This is a genomic window from Faecalibacterium sp. OF03-6AC, assembly GCF_003478175.1.
Classification (GTDB): domain Bacteria; phylum Bacillota; class Clostridia; order Oscillospirales; family Ruminococcaceae; genus Faecalibacterium; species Faecalibacterium taiwanense.
In genome coordinates, this window is record NZ_QUEN01000007.1 from 88,644 (window position 1) to 110,384 (window position 21,741).

Here is a 21,741-nt window from a genome sequence, read left to right on the forward strand (position 1 = left end):
CTTACAGGAGGTGTTCCGATGAACTATCGATCTGTCGCTGATACGGCAAAATCATGGAATGTTTCAGAGCGCACTGTCCGCAACTACTGTGCTACCGGCAAGATTCCGGGGGCAGTCCTTATCGGCAAGACATGGAACATTCCGCAGGATGCAGAGCGTCCAGAGCGCGTCAACAAAAAGCAACCGGCACCTCGTACCCTGCTCAATATTTTGCAAGATGAAATGGCCGGGCACGTGAAAGGTGGAATCTACCACAAAATTCAGATCGACCTTACCTATAACTCAAACCACATTGAAGGCAGCCGTCTGACCCATGACCAAACACGGTATATCTACGAAACCAACACCATTGGCATGGAGAATGGTGTTGTCAATGTGGATGATGTAGTCGAAACAGCCAATCACTTCAAATGCATTGATATAGTCATCCGGGATGCCAAGAAGCCCATCACCGAAGCTCTCATCAAAAAGCTGCACCTTACCCTGAAGAGCGGCACCAGCGATTCCCGCAAGGACTGGTTCGCCGTTGGCGAATATAAAAAACTTCCGAACGAGGTCGGTGGCAGAAGCACCACTGCGCCAGAACTGGTTGCCCCACAGATGAAAGAGCTTTTATCTGCGTACAATCAAAATTCTGCCAAGTCGCTGGAAGACCTGCTGGAATTTCACTACGCCTTTGAATCCATCCATCCGTTTCAGGATGGAAATGGCCGTGTCGGGCGGCTTCTGCTCTTCAAGGAGTGTCTGCGGAACAACATCGTGCCATTCATTATTACGGACGATCTCAAAATGTTTTACTACCGTGGCCTCCACGAATGGAAATCGGAACGAGGTTATCTGCTGGATACCTGCCTGACCGCGCAGGATCAGTTCAAGGCCGTCATGGATTACTTCAGAATCCCTTATTGACCGTTTTATTTTACTACGAGACCGCCGGTGCCCGGGACACCATTTCTCTCATCCGCCCGATAGAGGAGTTTTATAACAGCCACTTTGAAGAGCCCGAGTTCAGCACCCTTGTCATCAGCAGATAAGAGGCTGTTTTTGTAAGCAGTGCACGCCGTTGGCCGTGCGTCTTTGCAATCTGCACAATTTTCCTGTAAAGATTTGTGCGTTCACACAAACTTCATAATCGCCGCTTGCACTCTCGTGATTTGTGTGCTATGATTTTGTGCAGTGAAAGAGAATATTGACGTACACACGGTGTGTTACTGGTAATACAGGCAAGATCCGGTGAGAATGAACGCAGCAGAAGGCATAGTGGGCTTTCTGGAACTGTGTCTCATTTTCATTGGGTCTTTTTTTGTTGTGTACGGCAGCATGGTTCTCTTTTCCGCGCGCGGTCCGTTTGTTTCACACTGGTAAAAGGAGAAAAACATGGATTACAACAAGGTAGCCAAAGACATCTTGGACAATGTCGGCGGCAAGGCCAACGTGAAGCAGGTCACCCACTGCTTCACCCGCCTGCGCTTCGTGCTCCGCGATGAGAGCAAAGCCAAAAAGGACGTCGTTGAGCATTTGGAGGGCGTCATCTCGGTCGTCGTGGCCGGTGGCCAGTTCCAAGTGGTCTGCGGCGCAAAAGTCACCAAGATCTACGATGCTGTCGTGGCTCAGTTGGGCGGGCAGGCTGCATCCTCTGCCGAAGAGGAAGCCGTCCCCGCGCAGAAGCAGAGCATGGGCAACCTCATCCTGCAGAAGCTGACCGAGATCTTTACCCCGCTGGTGCCCGCCATTGCAGCTTCCGGCCTGATCAAGGGTCTTCTGGCCGCCTTTGCCAAGATGCCCGGCTTTGACACCGCCAACAGCACCTACATCATCCTGAACACCGCCAGCAACGTCATCTTCTACTTTATTCCCATCTTCCTTGCTTACACTGCCGCCAAGGCTCTGAAGTGCAGCACCGTCGTGTCCATGATGCTGGGTGCCTTCCTGTGCCACCCCACCATCGATGCCATGATGCAGGACACCGCCACCCACTCTACCATCTTCGGCCTGCCGGTCATCAAGATGGCCTTTACTGTGGGTGAGTCCAGCAAGATCTTCACCTACACCGAATCGGTCATCCCGATCCTGCTGGCGGTCATCCTATTGGCGCTTTTGGAACGGCTGCTCAATAAGATCGTACCTGAAATCCTTCAGTTGATCCTTGTCCCCGGCCTGTCCCTGCTGATCATGGTTCCCGTCATGCTGGTGGTCGTCGGCCCCGTGGGCATCTATGTCGGCTACATCATCCAGTGGCTCTACACCGCACTGTACAGCTTCAGCCCCGTTCTGGGCGGTATCATCGTGGGCGGCCTGTGGGGCGTCTGCGTTATCTTCGGCGCACACCGCGCTCTGCTGCCCATCGGCCTGAACGATGTGGCCATGACCGGCACCAACACCCTGATGTGCTTCGCCGGTGCTGCAAACTTCTCTCAGGCCGGCGCTGCTCTGGGCGTCATGTTCAAGACCAAGGATTCCGGCCTGAAGCAGGTGGCTGCTTCCGCCTCTCTGTCCGCATGGCTGGTCGGCGTTACTGAGCCTGCGATCTACGGCTGTAACCTGCGTCTGAAGAAGCCCATGATCTGCGCTGTCATTGCCGGCGCTGTGGGCGGCGGCATCATGGGCATCGGCAAGGCTGTGAACACCGGCTTTGCCAACAACGGCATCCTGACCATCATGTCTTACTGGGGCGAGGGCACGACCTTCGGCCAGTTCATGGCTTATATCATCGGCATCGTGGTGTCCTTTGTGGGCGCTGCTGTTCTGACCTATCTGGTGGGCTTCGAGGACACTGCCGTCAAGGCCGCCCCCGCACAGTCCGCTCCTGCACAGCCCTCTCTGCCCGAGGATGGCGTTGCTTCTGAGATCAAGGCCCCTGTTGAGGGCAAGGCCTACCCGCTGAACGAGGTGCCCGATGACGTGTTTGCATCCGGCGCACTGGGCGGCGGCATCGGCATCCTGCCCAGCAAGGGTCTGGTGGTCGCTCCCGCAGACGCCACTGTCTCGGTCATCCACTCCACCCTGCACGCACTGGGTCTGCAGATGGCAGACGGCACTGAGCTGCTGATCCACGTGGGCGTGGACACCGTTGAGATGAACGGTGACGGCTTTCACAGCTTCGTCAAGGAAGGCGACAGGGTGAAAAAGGGCGACAAGCTGCTGTCCTTCGACATTGACAAGATCAAAGCGGCCGGTCATAATACTACTGTCAGCGTGATCGTTTCCAACTCGGACGACTTCAAGGCTGTCGAGGGTCTGCCCGGCGATCCGGTGGATCTGAACTGCTCTGTGATCCGCACCGTGCACTGATCCCTTCCTTATTCAAGAAAGGAGCTCAACATGATGAATCAATTTCCTGCAAGCTTCCTCTGGGGTGCCTCCTCCTCTGCCTTCCAGATCGAAGGCGGCTGGGATGAGGGCGGCAAAGGCATGACCGTGGCCGACTTCAACTCCTTCAAGCTTTCGGACAAGCAGGCCGACACCAAGGTGGCCAGCGACTTCTACCACCACTGGAAAGAGGACATCGACCTGATGAAGGAGCTTGGTCTGAAGGCCTATCGCTTCTCCCTCTCTTGGGCGCGCATCATTCCGGACGGCGACGGCGAGGTGAACCCCGAGGGCATCGCGTTTTACAACAAGGTCATCGACTACCTGATCGAGCAGGGCATCCGCCCGCTGGTCACCCTGTACCACTTCGACCTGCCCTATGCGCTGGTCGAGAAGTACAACGGCTGGGAATGCCGCGACTGTGCCTACGCCTTTGAGCGCTATGCACGGGTCTGCTTCCGTGCCTTTGGTGACCGCGTCAAATACTGGCAGGTCATCAACGAGCAGAATTTGATGATCCGCGTCAACAACCGCATGAACATCTACACCAATGACGAGTGGGAAGCTGACCGGATGCGTGCCCAGATGGACTACCACATGTTCCTCGCCCACGCTCTGGCTGTCAACGCCTGCCACGAGCTGGTGGAGGGCGGCAAGATCGCCCCGGCAGTTTCTTCCACCTGCACCTACCCCCTGACCAACAAACCGGAGGACGTATGGGCAGCCCGGATGAACGACTGGTTCAAGACCAACTACTGCCTTGAGATGCACACCAACGGTGAGTACCCCGGCTACTACATGCGCTACCTCGAGGAGCGCAATATCGTGCCCAAGATGGAGCCGGGCGATGCCGCCATCCTCAAGAGCGCAAAGATCGATTACATCGCGCTGAACTACTACCGCACTCTGTGCGCCAGCTATCTGCCCGCAGATGCCGAGCATCCGGCAGGTTCCCGCGTGTTCCGCGGCAACGAGGTGGACTTCGACCAATACGGCTACTGCCGTGACGAGCGCAACCAGAACCTGAAAGCCAGTGAGTACGGCGCACAGATTGACCCCATGGGCCTGCGCATCGTGCTGAACGAGTATTACCGCCGCTACCACCTGCCGCTCATCATCACCGAGAACGGCCTTGGCATGGGCGACGAGCTCACCGCCGACGGTCGTGTGCATGATGATTATCGTATCGATTACCTGCGCCAGCATGTGCAGGCCATCGCGGATGCCATCGGCGACGGTGTGGAGGTGATGGGCTACTGCCCGTGGTCGGTCATGGATCTGCTGAGCTCGCATCAGGGCTTCCGCAAGCGGTACGGCTTTATCTACGTCAACCGCACCGATTCTGACCTGAAGGATCTGGCCCGCATCCGCAAAGACAGCTTCTACTGGTATCAGAAGGTGATCAAGACCAACGGGGAGTGTTTATAAAGCCATGCGTGTCATCAAAGTGCTGAACAACTCCCTTGTGCTGGCACTCAACGATGAGGGGCAGGAGATCATCCTGATGGGCAAGGGCATTGGCTTCCAGAAAACCATCGGCTACAAGCTCTCGCCCAAGGAGATCGATAAGGTCTTTGTTCTCAAGGATCGGGAGCTTTCGCGCCGGATCATCCGGCTGGCCGCCGAGACAGACAGCATCTATTTTGAGATGGCCAAGTCCGTCATCGACTATGCTGTGGAGAACTACCACATGAAGCTGATGGACCATATCTATCTGGCCCTGACCGACCATCTTGCCTTTGCCGCCAAGCGCATCCGGAACGGCGTTATCCTGCAGAACTTCTACACGCTGGACATGAAGAAGTTCAACCCCCGGGAATTTCAGGTGGGCGAGTACGCAGTCCAGCTCATGAGCCGCAAGCTGAAGGTGGAGGTGCCGCTGGACGAGGCGGGCAATATCGCGTTCCACTTCATCAACGCCCAGTACGACAACCCCAGCAACAGCCAGAATCTCATCATTGCTCATGCAGTCAGCGCCGTGCTGGATATCGTCAAGTACACCCTCGGCCTGACCTATAATGAGGACAGCCTTTCCTATTCCCGTTATGTCACCCACATCCGGCTTTTCGTTCAGCGCCTGGTCAGTCACAATCAGCTGCCGGAGGACACGTCGCCTTTGTTGTATGATCAGATCGCCCCGGTGTGTCAGAAGGAATTTGCCTGCGTAGACAAGATCCAGATCTACGTCTCAGAGCAGTTCCAGGCCCAGATCACCAATCAGGAGCGGCTGTATCTGGCCCTGCACATCCACCGCATCCTTGAGGATCAGTCCTGAAAGTGCATCGCTGATATTTAATGCAAAAGGAGTATTTTTCAGTCCATGAAATCCGAATCCAATAAACTTGCAGTCCGCGGTGAGCTTGCACTGATCGCCATGGTCATCATGAACAGCGCCGGTGTGCTGCTGATGCTGCACTCTGGTTCCGGCATCTCGGCCATATCCAGCGTGCCCTACGGCTTCCAACAGGTGTTCCCCCAGCTGACGCTGGGCACATGGACATACATGTTTCAGGGCCTGCTGGTGCTGGTATTGATGCTGCTGCGCCGGAAGTTCATGCCCAGCTACCTGTTCAGCTTTGTGGTCGGCTTTGTGTTCGGCAAATTGATGGATCTTGAAAAGCCGTTCATCGACGCGTTGCCCCTGAACATCCCCATGAGGGTGCTCTACTTTGTACTGAGCTACCTGATCCTATGCTTCGGCATCTCGCTGGGCAACCGCTGCGGCCTGCCCATCACCCCCACCGATCTGTTCCCCCGGGAGATGGCGGACATCACAAAGCTCCCCTACGCCCGGGTCAAGATCACCTTTGATCTGACCTGTCTGATCACCACCGCTGTCATCACTTTTGTGGGCGTCGGTGCCATCCGCGGTCTGGGCATCGGCACTGTGGTCGCCGCCTGCACCATGGGCAAGGGCATCGCCTTTATCGGCAGCCTGCTGGATAAAAGACTAACGTTTCACTCCGTACTGGATGGCCAAAAGGTGTAAAATAAGAAGGTAAAAAACAATTAGACCCACCAGCTGATCTGGTGGGTCTAATTTGTTTGCGCTGTCTTTGATCGTTCCGGTCTTTATAACGGTTCGTATTGTCCCACCAGATTATCCAAATCATCCAGCCTTCAAGGATCTGCTGTCTGTTTGTGGCGCAAGGCAAAACTGCATTTTCCGGCCTGCCTTGCAGGATGGCGGCAGATTCGCTGTATTCGTGAAGGGGTGCCTGAGGAACAGCAGCGTGTCGTTCATTATCATGGATGATTTCCTCGGCTTAGCGGAATGCACAGTACAAGCCAGAGTTTTTATAGATAACGCGCAAAGAAGGTGAGCCAGAAGAACAGCGTCACCACGCTAGTCACGGTGCTGATGGCCACAAACTCGGCCGCAAGCTTTCCATCACCGTCCATGGCTTCAGCCATGGGGTAGGATGCGGTGGCCACCGGCGTTGCAAACACCGACAGCAGCAAAAAGCGCTCTACCGGCTGCAGGCCCAGCAGCCCGGACAGCCACAGAGTAACCGCCGGGAACACCAGCAGCTTGCATACCAGTGTGGCCGTAAGGCAGCTCAGATGTTCCCGGATGGAAGAGAACTGCAGCGTGCCGCCCAGCACGAACAGCGCCAGCGGCGTTGTGAGCGCCGAAAGCTGATGGATGGGCGCTTCCAGCACGGAAGGGATCCGGATGCCCAGCAGCGTGAACGCGCCGCCTGCCAGCGCCCCCAGGATCAGGGGATTGGTGAAGATCTTTTTGAGCAGCGGCACCAGCTTTGGCCGGCAGCCGCGGTAGTATTCCAGCACGATCACCGCCATGACGTTATACAGCGGCACCACGATGGTCACCATCACACCGGCGGCTGCCGAAGCATACTCGCCAAACAGGCTCTGCACCAGCGGCAGCGCAAACAGCAGAATATTGCTGCGGTACAGCGCCTGTACCACCACTCCCTGCTGCGCGGGGGCTTTTATGAACCGCGGCACCGCCAGCATACACAGCCCAATGCACACCAGCACGCTTGCCGCCACCAGTGCAAGGAACTGCAGCCGGATGCCGTCGCCGCCGGCACCATAAATATTGCAGAAGGACACGATTGGATAAAAGCAGTAAAAAATAACCGAATTGAGCTTCCTTAAAAATGGTTCATCCACAAGGCCGGTCCTGCGCACGCCCATGCCAAAACCGATGTACACTACAAACGGGATGACTGCCTTGGCCGCGATTGAAAATCCATCCACCAGAATCTTCCTCTCTCTTATGTTGTCTGGCCCTAGTATAGCGGCAACATCCACTACATGATATTGGGCAAAGAAGAGAAAAGCTTCCGGTGCGTTTTGGTGATTCTTGTCAGGATCCTGCGCTCTGAAATCAAATTTGCAGAAAAAGAAGGCGAGCGCACTACAAAATTGTAGTGCGTTTATCCTTCTTTTGCGTCTTTTTTCTTACTGATAAGGGTTCAATTTTTATCTTCGCGGTATTCCGCCAGAATGGCGTCCCGCTGCTGGAGCTTTGCACGGAAGCTCTCCGGCTGTGCCCAGCACATCAAAATCAGCAGGTATTCCAGAATACCCTCCACCCCGATCATGGAATGGAAAAAGCCGCAGTGCTCGGTATCCGCCAGCAAAACCGCCTGCGCGCCCTTTACAAACGGCGATGCCATGCTGTCCGTAATGACAAAGTACGGCACCTGCTGCGCCGCAAGCATCTCCGCCATTTTTTCGTCGATCCGGTAAAAACGCGAAAAATTCAGCACCAGCACAACATCCTGCCCGGTGAGCTCTGCCAGCGAGCACAGCTCGTCCTGCCCTTCATCGGAAATGCAGGCCACATCGCTGCTCAAAAACTGCAGCAGCCGGGCAAAACGCACGGCACAGCCCTTGCCACCCCGCAGACCAATGATGATCTTTTTCCGCGCCGAGAGCAGCTTATCGGCCACGGTGTGGAAGGTAGCTGCCGGGTTCTGCCGCAGCGAGTTCTCCAGGTTGCCGCCCATCAGAGTCAGCATTTCTGAAAGGTCCAGCTCATCCTTGCTGTATTTTTCTTCCTGCATCACGAACCGGTCATACAGGGAATGCTTGCCGATCTTTTCGCTGTGCAGGGAGAGCTCCTTTTGCAGCTGCACCTTGAGATTGGCAAAGCCGCTGTAGCCAACGGCCCTGCAGAAGCGGATGACCGAGGCATCGCTCATGCCCACTTCTCGGCCTACTTCCAGCGCCGTCATGCCAAGCACACGCTTCTGATTCTTTAAAATGTAGCCTGCCAGCCTTACCTGGCCTTTGGTCAGCTCCGCATGGGCGATCTGATATGCCAGCTCTTTTTCCATGGCCCTTCCTCCGCGCTAAAATGAAGTCTATTTTCTTATATTTTACTACAAAAAAGTAGTTTCTGCAAGCCGTTTTTCCGCGAAAAGCCCGCCAAAACGAACTTTCATTGTGGATTCTGATCGTTTTCGGCCCGCACATTTTGTCTTGTTGTGCCAATTGATTGTAGTGGATGTTGCGGCTATACTGAAACCACCGAACAAACAGACGGAATGGCCATCCGGAACACTCATGCGGTTTGGGTGCACAGGCAGCCTTTGCACGGTGCCGCGCCCGAATGAAAGGAGAACAACATGCTGGATTACAAGAGCTCTGCCGAACAGATTCTGGATCTTGTTGGCGGCAAAACAAATATTACACAGTTTGCACACTGCTCCACACGTCTGCGCTTTACCCTGAAGGACAACAGCAAAGCCAACCTTGACGCACTGAAAAAGGTGCCCGGTGTGATGGGCGTCGTGCTGAAGGGCCAGTTGCAGGTGATCATCGGCAACAATGTGGTCGAAATGTACGAAGCCCTGCAGAAGGCCGGTCAACTGGAGGGTGCAGGCATCGTCCCGGACGACGATGCACCTGCCCCCAAAAAGAAGGTCAGCGACCTTGTGCTCGATTTCCTGATTGGCACTTTCCAGCCGCTGATCGGCGTGATTACCGGCGGCGGCCTGATCAAGACCCTGCTCACCCTGCTGACCATGGCGGGCTGGATGGACAAAAGCAGCGACCTGTATCAGGTCATGTTCAACATTGCAGACGCAACCTTCTATTTTCTGCCGGTCATGATCGCCTATACAAGTGCCACCAAGCTGAAATGCAACAAGATGTACGCAGTGATCATTGCCGCCGTGCCCCTGCTGCCCAAGCTTTCCGGCCTGATCGGCGACGGTCTGACCATCTTTGGCCTGACCGTGCCGAACGTTTCTTACACTTCTCAGATTTTCCCGGCCATCCTTTCCGTATTCGCTCTGTACTTTGTGGAAAAGTATTTCACCAAAATCTGCCCGAAGCCTGTGCGCGTCATTTTTGTGCCGGTGGTGTGTTTCCTGGTGGTTGTACCTCTTGAGCTGCTCTTCCTCGGACCTCTGGGCTACAATGCGGGCGTTGCCTTCACCAGCTGCCTGCTTGCACTCTATGGTTCTGTGGGCTGGGTCGTGGTTGCCGTGCTGGCCGCTGTGCTGCCTTTTATGACCGCCGTTGGTATGCATAAGGCTCTGCTTCCCTACATCACTGCCACCTATGTTGACCCCGGCTACGATATGCTCAACGCCCCCGCCAAGACTGCCCACAACATCTCCGAATGCGGTGCCTGCTTTGCCGTCGCCCTCAAGAGCAAGAACCCGGATACCAAATCCGTTGCCCTGTCCGCCGCCATTTCCGCCCTGTTCGGCATCAGCGAGCCGGCCCTTTACGGTGTGACTCTGCAGAACAAGCGTGCCATGGTCGGCGTTGTGACCGGCAGCTTTATCTCTGCGCTGGTCATGGGCATTGTCGGTGTCAAGTCCTTCACCCTGATGAGCACCTGCCTGATCGGTATGCCGCAGTTCGTGGACGAAGCCAACCCTGCCAACTTTATCTGGGCCTGTGTGGGTTTTGCCATTGCCATCGGTGTTTCGTTCGTCGTTACCATGGTCCTTTACCGTGACGAGGAGTTGAAGGAAGTCAGCGAGGCCCAGAAAGCCGTCCTGCATGAAATGGGCATGTAATTATTCTTGAGCAAAAGGAGCAACACACATATGGTTTCCACCGTTTTTCCGCACGATTTTCTCTGGGGCGCTGCCACCTCTGCTTTTCAGGTAGAGGGTGCCTACAATGAAGATGGCAAAGGACTTTCCCTTGCCGATCTGCGCAGTATGGCCATCGACCCGGCCGAAGAGCCCACCAAGGCTCTGGCCAATGTGGGCGATACCCTTGCCGACAGCCGCGTTGCCAGCGATTTCTACCACCGCTGGCAAGAGGATCTGCGCCTGATGAAGGAGCTTGAGCTCAAGTCCTACCGCTTTTCCATTGCGTGGACCCGCATCTTCCCCAATGGCGACGAGGCTCATCCTAACGCCAAAGGCTTGGAATTTTACGACCACGTGATCGACCGCCTGCGGGAATACGGCATTGAACCGGTGGTCACCATCTACCACTTCGATTTCCCCTGCGGCCTGCAGCAGAAATACGGCGGCTGGGCAAACCGGCAGTCGGTGGAGGATTTTACCCGCTACGCTTCCACCTTGTTTGCGCACTTCAAGGGCCGCGTGAAGTATTGGCTGGTAAACAACGAACAGAATGCCATGATCCGCCGGGATGGTTACCTTGGCATCACCGAGAAGGACATTCTCAAACGCGAGCAGCTGCGCCATCTGTGCAACCACCATATGTTCCTTGCCTGCGCCAAGGCCATTGCCGCCTGTCACCATATCGACCCGGACGCAAAGATCGCGCCCGTTATGGCCTACTGCCCGCAGTTTCCTGTGGACAGCACCCCCGCTAATGTTCTGGCGGCCAAAAATGCCGATGACCTCTATTTTCACTATATGATCGATGTACATGTACGCGGTGAGTATCCGGGCTACTACCTCAAGTGGCTGCGGAATAACCACTGGGATTTCCCGCTGACAGACGAGGACAAAGCCATCCTCAAGGCGGGCTGCCCGGACTTCTTTGCCTTCAACTACTACCGTTCCAGCTGCGCGGAGGCCTGCCCTGCGGATGTTGACCCGGCTCTGGTGGAACGCTACCGCGTGGACGCCCGCCGCCGCATCCTGCCGGGCATCTGCCGCTGTCTGGACAACCCCCGCGTGGAAGCAGACCCGCTGAACAAATGGAAGGTCGATCCCATCGGTCTCCACATTGCATTCCGCAATGTTTACGAGCGCTGCCATCTGCCTTTGATGCTGTGCGAGAACGGTTTTGGAGCACCGGATACTCTGGAAGCCGGCAATGTGATCCACGACCCCTACCGTATCCATTATCTGCATGACCACATCAAACAGCTGAAAGCCGCTGTGGAAGAGGGCATTCCCGTGATCGGCTACCATATCTGGACCTTTCAGGATGTGCTGAGCACCAGCGAAGGCTTTAAAAAGCGGTATGGCCTTGTTTATGTGGACCGTGACGAAAACGGCGGCAGCCTAGACCGCTATAAGAAAGACTCCTTCTCCTGGTACCAAAAGGTGATCCGCACCAACGGCGCCGACCTGGAGGAATGAGCAGTGCTATCACACAAGCTCCTCCGTATCGGAGTTTGTAGCGTGTGCACCATGGGCAAGGACATCGCCTTTATCGGCAGCCTGCTGGATAAAAGGTTAACGTTCCATTCCGTACTGAATAGCCAAGAGGTGTAAAATAAGAAGGCAAGTCAAAACCACCGGCTGAGCCGGTGGCTTGAGTAAGCCCTAGAAGGGTATCCTACTGGCAAAGTCCCTCAAGGGGCCTCGAGCAAGCGTCTTTCATCTGCATTACCTGCCCTACCGCTCTAACGAGCTATATTGCAAAGTGCATCTTCAAAGATAACAATTTCTTTGTCATCTCGCTTTGCTCGAATCTTATAGCTAAAGCATTTTCTACTCCACCAGCGGAGCTGGTGGTTGTCGCTCGCTCAATCTACTCAAAACAATTAGACCCACCAGCTAATCTGGTGGGTCTAATTTGTTTGCGCTGTCTTTGATCGTTCCGGTCTTTATAACGGTTCGTATATGGAAAACTATCTGAAGGATCCTCGCTGCGAGATCTCCAACAACCGTGCAGAGAACAAGATCCGCCCCTTTACTGTCGGCAGAAAGAACTGGCTGTTCAGCGACACGCCTGCCGGGGCAAGGGCCAGCGCAGTGATCTACAGCATTGTGGAAACAGCAAAGGCAAACAACCTTGCGCCCAGAGATTATATCCAGTACCTTTTTGAGAATCTGCCTGACATGGAAATCCAGACTCACCCGGAGCGTCTCGACCAGATACTGCCCTGGGGAAAACTCATTCAAGAAAACTTTGTATGACAAAATGAGGCACCCGATTCCGAGTCGGGTGCCTCTTGTCTTTCTGGGGACGTGCTCTCGCTGGGCGGTTACGTTTGGATTGCGTTCCCCTCCCACTTTAGTCTACACAGTCAGTAAAAAATAAGGCCGCTCATGGATTGAGGAGAATCTTCCCCTTTCCATAAGCGACCTTTCTTTTTTACTTATGTAGCAGCCTCTGTTGCTGCTTCCAGCTCTTCTACATGAAGAATCGGCCTAACATTTCCATCTGCATCAAAGAATCTTGTTTCTGTTCCCGGAAAAATATCGAACAACATATTTTTTATCTCCGGTTCATCCTTGAATACTTCCAGCCAAACCGAAAAGAATCCCTTGCTTCTTACTATTTCTGCAATCAGCTCTTTACTATCCTCTTTATATTCCGTTTCCTTTAGTTTTTTCCATTTTTTCAAAGAAATCCTGGCCGAAGCATACGTTTCAATTCTCTGTTTGAAGCGTCTATCTTTATCCTTTGGTGCCGGAATGTTTCCAAGTTCCACCAATTCAAAAAGTTTTTCGGCTTTCTGAGCAATATTTCCACTGGGGTCTAATTCTAAAAGGATCGGGCTATTTACTCTGGGAATTCCACCTGCATAGGTATACGCCAGTTCCGTATTGTTTTCATCCGGCCAGAGATAATCATTCTTATTTTCAGATGTTGTCTTGTTTGATTTTCTTGTATTGCAATATTTACATGCTAACAAGAGATTTTTCCACTCAGTCTTATCTCCGCCCTTAGACTTGGAAACCACATGTTCTATTTCCGGTGCATGGTCAATTATTGCTCCACAGTAGGAACAGTATATTCCTATGCGGCTCTCTAAATATGGCAGTGCATCCCTATACTCCTGAATGGGCGTATACGGAGAAGTACCTTTATTTACCGGCCTCATTGTCTTTCACTTCCTGCTTTTTCACTAGATTTTCTTGTTCAATCAATGCTAAATATGCAGGGTTTTCGCTATACATCGCCTCCAAGCGGTCCATCTCATTCCGTAACGCATCCAAATCTTCCTGAGACTCCGCTCGTTCCAAAGCTTTCAGATAATTCTGCGCTGCCTTGTACATCTTCCGCTTTTTTTCGCTATATCTTGTGTTTTTCAAAGGACGGGACGCGGACGTGCTGACCGCAGCTTTTCAAGAATTTTCCGCAAAGAAGCTGACGCAGGACAAAAAGCCCTCTATCCGAAAGCTGCTGTCTGATTTTAGGCAAAAAGCGGCGGCACTGAACGCGCAGCGGGAGCAGGTCAAAAACAAAGACAGGGGGCGTGAACGATGAACAACCAAAATCTGAAAAAATGGATTATCCCAAATCTGCCCTATATCCTCTTTGTGTATCTTTTTGACAAAGCAGCACAGGCGGTACGGCTTGCCCCCGGCGCAGACCTTTCCGGCAAGCTCTTAGGTATCGGGAACGGCTTTACTTCTGCTTTTGCGTCGCCCCTGCCGAGCTTTTCCCCGGTAGATATGCTGATAGGCATTGCCGGAGCTATCCTTATCCGGCTGATTGTCTACACCAAAGGCAAGAACGCAAAGAAATACCGTAAGGGCGTGGAATACGGCTCTGCCCGTTGGGGCAACGCCGAGGATATAAAGCCCTACATTGACCCGGTATTTGCAAACAACGTACTGCTGACACAGACGGAACGGCTGATGATGAGCAGCCGACCGAAGCAGCCAAAGTATGCTGCTTGACGACGGGGAAGAATGTGTATGCCCGCAGCTTATTTCTTATTCGCTGCTCTGTAAATGGTTTCAGACTGCGGTGCTTCCTCTGGATAGGGAATTGCACGCGGAATTGTTGAAAAACGAAGATATGCGGCGTTGTACTGTATGCGGTGCTGCCTTTGCGTCAAGCTCCAACCACGCGAAATACTGCCCGGACTGCCGGAAGCGTATCACCCGGAAACAGGCTGCCGAGCGTATGCGGAAAAGACGCGCCCTTATTACGCGATAGAGGGCAAAACAGCCCCCCTTTACAGGGCGTTCCGGGCGCGTTTCCTGCATGGGTAAGGGATTGATACCTAACCCTGTGAAAAGTGAGGTCTACTGCGTAACAGTATTTATAACTGCAAAACAAAAAGGGCACAGAAGCCAATCGGTTTCTGTGCCCGCTATTTTTTTCTAATACCCCAAACAATCAAGAGGGGTTATAAAATCTAAAATTTTCACGATTACTAAACTTAAAAATCCAATAATGGTACTCAATTCAGAAATCATAGACACACCTCCTTGAATGTTAGCTATCATATTACAGCCCCCATTCACTTATTACTAAGTCCTATTAGCAACACAACCTCTCGATTGTGTGGGGCGGGGCATTTATATTATACCGCCTATTTCAAAGCTTTTCAACTGGCGTTCCAACTTTTTATAGGTTGTGATTTTCTTCGTTGAATGATTGGCTAATTCCATTAAAAGTAGCGGCAATGCTTTGGTTGTAAAGTGTTGTTGGAGCAAGAATAAATTAAGCTCGTTATATTTTTTGTCAGAAACATGTAACAGCTTATATGTGCGTAAGTTTTTGTTGGATTTTAGAAATTCAAGGGCAGCCTTTAATTCTTCCGACAAAATACACTTTGGATAATTCTTATATATCGTTGTTCTTTCGGCAAGAGATATATTTTTACATTCCGCTAATGAAGTATTGACTATCGTTGTGTAGTTGATAATTGTACCAGCAAAATTGCAATTGCTGAATTTGCAAGCCATGAATACACAATCTGAAATTCTTGCTCCACTGAAATCACAATCCTTAAAGGTAGTTCCCCAAAAATCACAACCAGTTATTGTACTATTATTAAACTTTACTTTCGTAAATATAGCTCCGCGAAAATTAGCATAAATAAAACTTTGATTTTGAGCATTGCAATTAATGATATGGCTCTTAGCTAAATAGCGACACCGTACGGACTTTACAATTTTCTTTTTTTGACATTTATATGTAATCAGATTTATTCTGTCTATTTTGTACGCTTGCACAGGTTTTTCTCACTTTCTTACAAATTAGCTTGTTTTGTTTCTTAAAACTGAAACAGTTGAAAGTTCTTTATATTCAGCCTGCGAATGAGGTTCTGCGCGTTGATTATATTGTCATGGTATGAGATATACCATCGACAAGTTAGTGGAACATTCTTTTTGATTTCAGCAAAATAGTCAAAGTCTATTTCCGAAAGAGAATGACCGAATATATACACTTCATAAACTGTCGCCAACGAGTTAAAAAACGATTGATAATATCTAATAATCGAAGCAGTATCTTTGTATGTTTTTCTAAAATAGTCTTTTATAATTTCCTTTGCTTCTTGCAATCTAAAATCTTCTTCTATATCTTCCATATAGATACCATGTTCTTCTGCCGCATTAAAAGCGGGAATTGTTTTTCCTTGAAAAAGTGTAGCGTCATGGTGTCCTAATATGAGATTGTTTCCTCGCAAGGCATTACCATGAATATATAAAATATTAGAAGCAGGAATACCATATACTTTTTCTAACGTATCCGTATAGTTGAAGTTCAGAAACAAGCAGTTTCTATTGAGTATATTTGATGATACAACAGGCAATACATTAGTATTTATGTGTAAAATCCACTCTGAAAAATAACGTGAAATATCTTTTGCAAAAGCCAAATCTTCCTCAATCATATATTGAAAATCGTGATTTGCACTATCACGCCAATTATCATCTCCATAATCAAGAAGATAGCAAGAATTATCTTCTTGTATCTGTTCATAATCCAAAAAACTTAATGCTTCTTCAAATGAACTCCATAAATCCTGTTCGGGTATGTATTTGCTTATCGCTTCATAAAAATGATGTTTTTCTTGGTCTCGTGGCGAAATACTATCAAGACGAACAAATCTACCATATATAATTTCCGGCTCTTTTTCATAAGAACATAGATATTCCATAAAATCAGAATACTTTGTATGCAAGCCATGTGCTAAATCAAATCCATTACCTATGATTATTAATCTCGACAACACATATTCCCCCTTTCTTTCGAAATATTATAACAGAAAAATAAGAACTTTTCCACCATTAGACCGCTATCCGCGCTCTGTTTCCTTTTCCCGTTCCGGCTCTTTATCCTGCCGCAAAATGCTGTCAATGTTGCGCTTGACAACATCATATTCCTTGGCTTGCTTTTTCAGCTTCCCATAGTCCGCATACAGAGCTTCTTTCTGTGCTTGGAGCTGTTCATATTCTGCTTGCAGCGCAGCAAGGTTCGGGAGCTTCTTTATGCCTGCCGTTTGGAGTGCCTTTGCCGCCGCTTCATGGAGGATTATTGCCCGTTCATGGTCTGCCCGGTATCTGTCTTTATTCTTAGCTTTGCGGTATGTGTCATAGGCGGGCTTTGTTTTCTGGTAGGTAGTAACATTTTTAATTAGCACCGCCATATCAGCAAGCCGTTTTTCGGTTGCCTTTAAGCTGTCCGCTGCCTGTTCGCTTGCAGTCGTGATTTCCGAGATTTTGGCGGTCAAATCGGCATACTGCTCAATCTTGTGTTCAGTGAGGAAATTCAGTGTTTTTGCCGCCTGTTTCAGATTATGGATTTTCGCCCATTGCTCATAGCCTTTGCTTTCCTGTGCATTGATACAATTTTGAATATCAATCAACAGATTGATACCGCTGCGCTGCTGCTTTGGAGCTTTGACAGTGCGAGTGCGCGTTCCGCTGATACGTTCCCGTAACGTTTCCTCTGTGTAATCTACGCCGAGGGTTTTCAGACGGGTAAACCGTTCCTGTCCCGGAGCGCGACAGGAAACATATTTCCCCGGTTTTATTTCATAGCCTGCCGCCTGCAACCGGGATAGTAATTCTTCAAAACTTGATACTTGGGGAATGAGTGCGTCTACCGCAATTTTAAGCTTGCCTTTCCAACTTGTCCCTGTCTTTTCGACTTGATATTCTGCATAGCTTTTTCCTTTGCTGCCTTTCCCTGGAACGACCACAGACAGCCCGTTTTCCCGGCATAGTCTGTCACTTATATTGCGTATGCCGTAATAGCTGCGTTTGTTGGAATTGTACTTGTGGTAATCTACAAAATTCACCGCGCAAAAAATGATGTGGTTATGGATATGTTCCTTGTCAATATGCGTTGTTAAGACATACTCATGCTGTCCCTTTGTAACCGCGTCGGCAAGCTGCCGCCTGATTTCATGTGCCTTTTCATAATCGACTTCTCCCGGCGCAAAGGACTGTATCAAATGGTGGGCTAAATTGTTCCCCTTATCCAACGCCTGCGCTATGGTAAATTCAAACTCAATATCTGCCGTTTCATAGCTACACCCAAAAGAGGACACCAGTATTTTTTCGTCGGTTTTATCCGGGTTCTGGATATAGTCAAGGGCTTTACTCAACGTGCTTTTAATAGGCTTAATCTTTGTAACCGCCATATCTCTGCAAGCACCCCCTTTATTTCTTCCATAAAGTGCTGCAACAGCTATTAGGACACGCAAGCATTAAAACAACTATGGACAGATATGTTCATGTTACGGACGAGTCACTGGTAAATGCCATACGCCAATTTCAACAGGCTACGCCGCCAGTTACAAAAAAAGGGCGTAAAAAGGGCGTACAAGAAATCTAAAGAAAGGCGAAAACCCCGATAAATCAAGGGTTTTCGGACAGGTAAAAGATATCTGCTTGATACCTGCCTGACTGCGCAGGATCAGTTCAAGGCCGTCATGGATTACTTCAGAATCCCTTATTAAGATTTTGTTTGGATTGCGCTATTTGACTGTATTAAATCCGTAAAAATCAAAACCGACCATAGTGAAAGAGAAAATTTTTTCACTATGGTCGGTTTTAGAATTTAGTGGTCACTTAGGTTGCTTACTTCATCCTCAACTATTTCACTTTGAAGAAGTTTTATCTATACTCTTTCTCCGCTTATAAAGCCTTACTTTCTACTGTTTTTTTCAGAAGTTAACTCTGAATAAGATGGAAGCTTCAAGGATGCAACCCCCACCTTATTAGTAAGATACCTCACAAAGGAAGATAACCGTCGATAAGATTCTGGAACAGCCTCTTTCTTCATTGCCTCCGCAATTTCAGTTACTGTACTCTCACTCTTTTTCACATCATAAATACTTTCTTGTGTGATATGAAGTTTTATACTCTCATCCTTTGTGTAAATTGAAAGATCCAGAATAATTTTCACAAAGCTTGGTTTCTTCGGATCATCTACTCCCCCCTTAATAGAAAGTGACTGTTTTGTAGATTTGTCATCCTTTTGCTTTTCATCTTGTTTAGCCTCGGCCAATTTAAAGTCAACACAAGGCATTATACTCTTATGGTAAGATAGAATATCTTGTTTCATACACGTATACCCTCATAGCTAAGCTGAAATTGCCCGTTCTCACAATCGTACTCATTTCTGCAATCCCAGTCTTTTCCTTTTGTAATCTCTTTATCAAAAATTATTTCACATATCGATTTTCTAGGGTATTCTACTTGTGACGACACATAGCCAACAATATCAATATGATACGCCTCTCTAAAGGATGCTACAATTTTCTCAAAGAAACTTTTTTCGGCAAAATTTTGAAGTTCTTTTGCATATGCTGCAACTTGCTCAGGATATAAACAAAGCGGTGCTCCTTTTGGAAGTGCGTCACATTCCAACAACCGTTCTGCCAGAGTAGCTTCCATCGAGCTTTCTCTACCGTCCCAGTAAATTCTGTATATCCACACTTTTTGGCCCTGAACCCCCAACACTTCCTGAGGAGATTTACCATTATTTGTCATTTGTAATAGCTGTCCGATGGTAACTGGATAGATCACCCACGTTTCAAAATCTCTCATCTCTGCACAATGACAAAAATAACGGTTCCCATTTTCATCTATGCAAGCAGATAAAAGAGGTATTCCATCATATTCCAGAAAAATTTCTTCTAAATATAATTCTTTTCCAAACCGTTGTGCAAAAGATTCATCCTCAAACATCTTTTCCTTGGTCATCTTCTCCCTCCTTCAAGACCTCAAATAATGGCAGTATTTCCTTTTCTTTACTTATCGTACTAAAAATCCACCAATCACAGCGTGTCCTACGCTTTTGTTCTTTTCTCTCAATCGTGCGTTGATTATAACCTGTATCTGCTGCAATCATACCAACTGCCATCCGCGCATTAGGCGGATTACGCATTGAGTATACTCTCACTAGGTTTGCTTCTTCAAGATTCAGAAATACCGATGTGGAATATGTTCCAATATCATTTAATTGACGCTTCGTTATTTTTTTACCACGTCTTTTATAGTCGTGAAATGTTGAATCAAAGTTTTCAGCTTTAAGTTCTCCATCGTATAGGATTCGATAGACTGGCTTTACTTCCTTGGTAGTCGCACCGGCTTCAATCAGTTTTTCTTCAAAATCTTCCGGGTAGTCTTCTGGGTATTTTTCATTCACAGTCTCCACTCCAATCTGTCAAACCCCATTCTAACCTTATATTTATATAGTATATCATACCATATTGCACCCCCTTTTAGCAAGATTTTTATCACAGTATCCTTTGTTGAATCCATTAAATTTCATTTTATTATCGTTTGTTTTTATATTCTGTGATTTGACATAGGTATTATAGCAATGTACCCGAAACCTCTGAGCCGAAAGACTCAGGGGCTATTTTTATGTCTGGAGGTGAGCATTTTTGTTATTTCGCACCATCACTATCATTATTACCATCGTATTTCAAAGCGCAACAGCGCAGAAAGGAAAAAACGCAATGGATTTTTGGCCCGAAATCATCAAAGAAGTTGGAACGGTGCTGATTGATGTTCTCGTTCTGATTGCTGAAGAAATCGAAAACAATGACTAATTTGAAAAGGAGATTTTACTATGTCTGCAAATGTTGAAACTATGTTCTCTGTCCGCGAAACCCCTTGGCACGGCCTTGGCCGTATTGTCATGGATGCCCCTGCAAGCCATGAGGCATTGGAGCTGGCCGGTCTGGATTGGCAGGTCGAGAGCCGCAACATCTACTCCGGCACTGGTGCTATGATTCCCGGCTACCGTGCCAATGTCCGCAGCACCGATGATGCTGTGCTTGGTGTCGTATCTGACCGTTATCGCATCGTGCAGAACGAAGATGCATTCCAGTTCACCGATGATCTGCTGGGTGAAGGTGTCACTTATGAAACTGCTGGTTCCTTGCAGGGCGGCAAGAAGGTTTGGATGCTGGCGAAGCTGCCGGAGAAGTACATCATCGCCGGAGATGAAGTGACCCCATATCTTGTGTTCTTCAACAGTCACGATGGCAGCTCTGGTGTGAAAGTCGCCATGACCCCGGTTCGTGTTGTCTGCCAGAACACCCTGAATCTGGCTCTGGGTACAGCGAAGCGTATCTGGACTGCCCGCCATACCGAAAATGTTCTGCTCCGGGTGCAGGATGCCCGTGAGACCTTGCAGCTTGCCAACAGCTATATGGGGGAGCTGGGCAAGGGCATTCATGAGTTGACCACCATCAAGCTGTCTGACCGCAAGGTGCAGGAGTTTATCAACGAGTTCTTCCCCATCACGGAAGACTTAACCGATGGCCAGCGGAAGAACAACCTGCGCTTGCAGGAAGATTTGAAGGCTCGCTACTACAATGCACCTGATCTGGAATGGGTTGGAAAGAATGGCTGGCGGTTCGTGAACGCTGTTTCCGACTTTGCCACCCATGCAAATCCCATCCGTAAAACTCGCAACTACAACGAAAATCTATTTCTGCGTACCGCAGAGGGCAATCCCATGATCGACAAGGCTTACAAGATGGTGCTGGCAGCAGCATAAAGGAGGACGTATGAACGATGTGAGCAACCGGGCTGTCCGGGAATTTTCTGAGTTCCTGAACAGCATCGAAGCCGATTTTCCAAAGCCTACTTGCACCACGGCATACGAGATTACGATGAAAAGCACCATCGTCAGTGCCCTGATTACGCTGGACACCGAAAAGCAGATGGACGAGCGTTTCTGGAACCATCTCCGGGTGCAGCGGAATATTCTGGATTTCCTGTATACCCTGTGGCTGGACGATGACCGCACCTTGGTGGATGAGTTTTCTACTATTATTAGAGACTTGGTGGAATGTGATTTCTCCATTGTAGAAGAACACATGAAAGAGAGGTTGAATATTGCATGAAA

The 21,741-nt window shown here is 49.6% G+C and carries 22 protein-coding genes and 4 pseudogenes; 15 read left to right on the forward strand and 11 right to left on the reverse strand.

From position 1 onward, the window contains the following. The first annotated feature begins 18 nt into the window (after nt 1-18). From DXA66_RS09530 to DXA66_RS09550, 6 genes are all read left to right on the forward strand, one after another. Complete coding sequence (locus DXA66_RS09530; RefSeq protein ID WP_118528474.1) at nt 19-909, forward strand: DNA-binding protein; 891 nt, start codon at nt 19-21, stop codon at nt 907-909. After that, nucleotides 906-1,034: a hypothetical protein gene (locus tag DXA66_RS14680; protein ID WP_256372189.1), complete on the forward strand. Its 129-nt coding sequence runs from the start codon at nt 906-908 to the stop codon at nt 1,032-1,034. The genes DXA66_RS09530 and DXA66_RS14680 overlap by 4 nt, the downstream gene beginning before the upstream one ends. Before the next feature lie 343 nt (nt 1,035-1,377). Further along, the gene (locus DXA66_RS09535) at nt 1,378-3,291 is read left to right on the forward strand and encodes a beta-glucoside-specific PTS transporter subunit IIABC (RefSeq protein WP_118528476.1); all 1,914 of its coding nucleotides are present in this window, start codon (nt 1,378-1,380) and stop codon (nt 3,289-3,291) included. Between the two features lie 30 nt (nt 3,292-3,321). Next, entirely contained in the window at nt 3,322-4,737 is a 1,416-nt protein-coding gene (locus tag DXA66_RS09540; protein WP_118528478.1) for a glycoside hydrolase family 1 protein, read from the forward strand. 4 nt (nt 4,738-4,741) lie between these two features. Beyond that, the gene (locus tag DXA66_RS09545) at nt 4,742-5,584 is read left to right on the forward strand and encodes a PRD domain-containing protein (protein ID WP_118528480.1); all 843 of its coding nucleotides are present in this window, start codon (nt 4,742-4,744) and stop codon (nt 5,582-5,584) included. Between the two features lie 45 nt (nt 5,585-5,629). Next, nucleotides 5,630-6,298: a DUF6198 family protein gene (locus DXA66_RS09550; RefSeq protein ID WP_118528482.1), complete on the forward strand. Its 669-nt coding sequence runs from the start codon at nt 5,630-5,632 to the stop codon at nt 6,296-6,298. A gap of 308 nt (nt 6,299-6,606) precedes the next feature. Here the strand turns inward: DXA66_RS09550 and DXA66_RS09555 are convergent, their stop codons facing one another. After that, nucleotides 6,607-7,536, reverse strand: coding sequence for an AEC family transporter (locus DXA66_RS09555; protein ID WP_118528484.1), 930 nt, complete (start codon nt 7,534-7,536; stop codon nt 6,607-6,609). Between the two features lie 218 nt (nt 7,537-7,754). Further along, complete coding sequence (locus DXA66_RS09560) at nt 7,755-8,621, reverse strand: MurR/RpiR family transcriptional regulator (RefSeq protein ID WP_118528486.1); 867 nt, start codon at nt 8,619-8,621, stop codon at nt 7,755-7,757. Between the two features lie 291 nt (nt 8,622-8,912). On the opposite strand from DXA66_RS09560, the gene DXA66_RS09565 reads away from it, so the two are divergent. The 3 genes from DXA66_RS09565 to DXA66_RS09575 all read left to right on the forward strand — a co-directional run bounded on the left by DXA66_RS09565 (nt 8,913) and on the right by DXA66_RS09575 (nt 12,596). Further along, entirely contained in the window at nt 8,913-10,319 is a 1,407-nt protein-coding gene (locus DXA66_RS09565; RefSeq protein WP_118528488.1) for a PTS transporter subunit EIIC, read from the forward strand. 30 nt (nt 10,320-10,349) lie between these two features. Then, nucleotides 10,350-11,813, forward strand: coding sequence for a glycoside hydrolase family 1 protein (locus tag DXA66_RS09570; RefSeq protein WP_118528490.1), 1,464 nt, complete (start codon nt 10,350-10,352; stop codon nt 11,811-11,813). A 486-nt stretch (nt 11,814-12,299) separates the two neighbouring features. Further along, nucleotides 12,300-12,596 (forward strand): transposase, encoded by a 297-nt coding sequence (locus DXA66_RS09575; RefSeq protein WP_118528492.1) that lies wholly within the window; start codon nt 12,300-12,302, stop codon nt 12,594-12,596. Between the two features lie 182 nt (nt 12,597-12,778). Here DXA66_RS09575 and DXA66_RS09580 read toward each other — a convergent pair whose 3' ends face one another. Then, nucleotides 12,779-13,507, reverse strand: a complete 729-nt coding sequence (locus tag DXA66_RS09580; protein ID WP_118528494.1) for an HNH endonuclease — start codon at nt 13,505-13,507, stop codon at nt 12,779-12,781. Then, nucleotides 13,491-13,682: a hypothetical protein gene (locus tag DXA66_RS14145; RefSeq protein ID WP_147365171.1), complete on the reverse strand. Its 192-nt coding sequence runs from the start codon at nt 13,680-13,682 to the stop codon at nt 13,491-13,493. The genes DXA66_RS09580 and DXA66_RS14145 overlap by 17 nt, the downstream gene beginning before the upstream one ends. Nucleotides 13,683-13,701: 19 nt before the next feature. Between DXA66_RS14145 and DXA66_RS09585 the strand changes: the two are divergent. The 3 pseudogenes from DXA66_RS09585 to DXA66_RS09595 all read left to right on the forward strand — a co-directional run. Continuing rightward, nucleotides 13,702-13,893: pseudogene (locus tag DXA66_RS09585) on the forward strand (DUF3801 domain-containing protein); the annotation flags it as partial. After that, nucleotides 13,890-14,303 (forward strand): annotated as a pseudogene (locus DXA66_RS09590) (type IV secretory system conjugative DNA transfer family protein); the annotation flags it as partial. The pseudogenes DXA66_RS09585 and DXA66_RS09590, both read left to right, overlap by 4 nt. Continuing rightward, nucleotides 14,299-14,571, forward strand: a pseudogene (locus DXA66_RS09595) (cysteine-rich VLP protein); the annotation flags it as partial. The pseudogenes DXA66_RS09590 and DXA66_RS09595, both read left to right, overlap by 5 nt. A gap of 365 nt (nt 14,572-14,936) precedes the next feature. Here DXA66_RS09595 and DXA66_RS09600 read toward each other — a convergent pair. The 7 genes and pseudogenes from DXA66_RS09600 to DXA66_RS09635 form a co-directional block, all read right to left on the reverse strand. Next, nucleotides 14,937-15,596 (reverse strand): pentapeptide repeat-containing protein, encoded by a 660-nt coding sequence (locus tag DXA66_RS09600; RefSeq protein WP_118528498.1) that lies wholly within the window; start codon nt 15,594-15,596, stop codon nt 14,937-14,939. Between the two features lie 41 nt (nt 15,597-15,637). Further along, nucleotides 15,638-16,597: a bacteriophage abortive infection AbiH family protein gene (locus DXA66_RS09605; protein WP_158576368.1), complete on the reverse strand. Its 960-nt coding sequence runs from the start codon at nt 16,595-16,597 to the stop codon at nt 15,638-15,640. A 66-nt stretch (nt 16,598-16,663) separates the two neighbouring features. Further along, nucleotides 16,664-17,977, reverse strand: coding sequence for a relaxase/mobilization nuclease domain-containing protein (locus DXA66_RS09610; protein ID WP_118528502.1), 1,314 nt, complete (start codon nt 17,975-17,977; stop codon nt 16,664-16,666). Continuing rightward, nucleotides 17,974-18,054, reverse strand: a pseudogene (locus tag DXA66_RS14575) (plasmid mobilization relaxosome protein MobC); the annotation flags it as partial. The pseudogene DXA66_RS14575 and the gene DXA66_RS09610, both read right to left, overlap by 4 nt. Before the next feature lie 465 nt (nt 18,055-18,519). Beyond that, nucleotides 18,520-18,939 (reverse strand): hypothetical protein, encoded by a 420-nt coding sequence (locus DXA66_RS09625; protein WP_118528504.1) that lies wholly within the window; start codon nt 18,937-18,939, stop codon nt 18,520-18,522. After that, nucleotides 18,936-19,580 carry a hypothetical protein gene (locus tag DXA66_RS09630; protein ID WP_118528506.1) on the reverse strand — a complete coding sequence of 215 codons (645 nt, stop codon included), beginning with the start codon at nt 19,578-19,580 and terminating at the stop codon, nt 18,936-18,938. The genes DXA66_RS09625 and DXA66_RS09630 overlap by 4 nt, the downstream gene beginning before the upstream one ends. Then, nucleotides 19,558-20,025: a hypothetical protein gene (locus DXA66_RS09635; RefSeq protein ID WP_118528508.1), complete on the reverse strand. Its 468-nt coding sequence runs from the start codon at nt 20,023-20,025 to the stop codon at nt 19,558-19,560. The genes DXA66_RS09630 and DXA66_RS09635 overlap by 23 nt, the downstream gene beginning before the upstream one ends. A gap of 241 nt (nt 20,026-20,266) precedes the next feature. Between DXA66_RS09635 and DXA66_RS14305 the strand changes: the two genes are divergently transcribed. From DXA66_RS14305 to DXA66_RS09645, 3 genes are read left to right on the forward strand one after another with little or no spacing between them, the layout of a single operon-like run. After that, a complete protein-coding gene (locus DXA66_RS14305) occupies nt 20,267-20,434 on the forward strand; it encodes a hypothetical protein (RefSeq protein ID WP_158576369.1) in 168 nt (55 codons plus the stop codon). Nucleotides 20,435-20,454: 20 nt separating this feature from the next. Beyond that, on the forward strand, nt 20,455-21,390 hold the full coding sequence (locus DXA66_RS09640; RefSeq protein ID WP_118528510.1) for a DUF932 domain-containing protein: 936 nt from the start codon (nt 20,455-20,457) through the stop codon (nt 21,388-21,390). A gap of 10 nt (nt 21,391-21,400) precedes the next feature. After that, complete coding sequence (locus DXA66_RS09645; RefSeq protein WP_118528512.1) at nt 21,401-21,739, forward strand: DUF3848 domain-containing protein; 339 nt, start codon at nt 21,401-21,403, stop codon at nt 21,737-21,739. Nucleotides 21,740-21,741 lie beyond the last annotated feature (2 nt).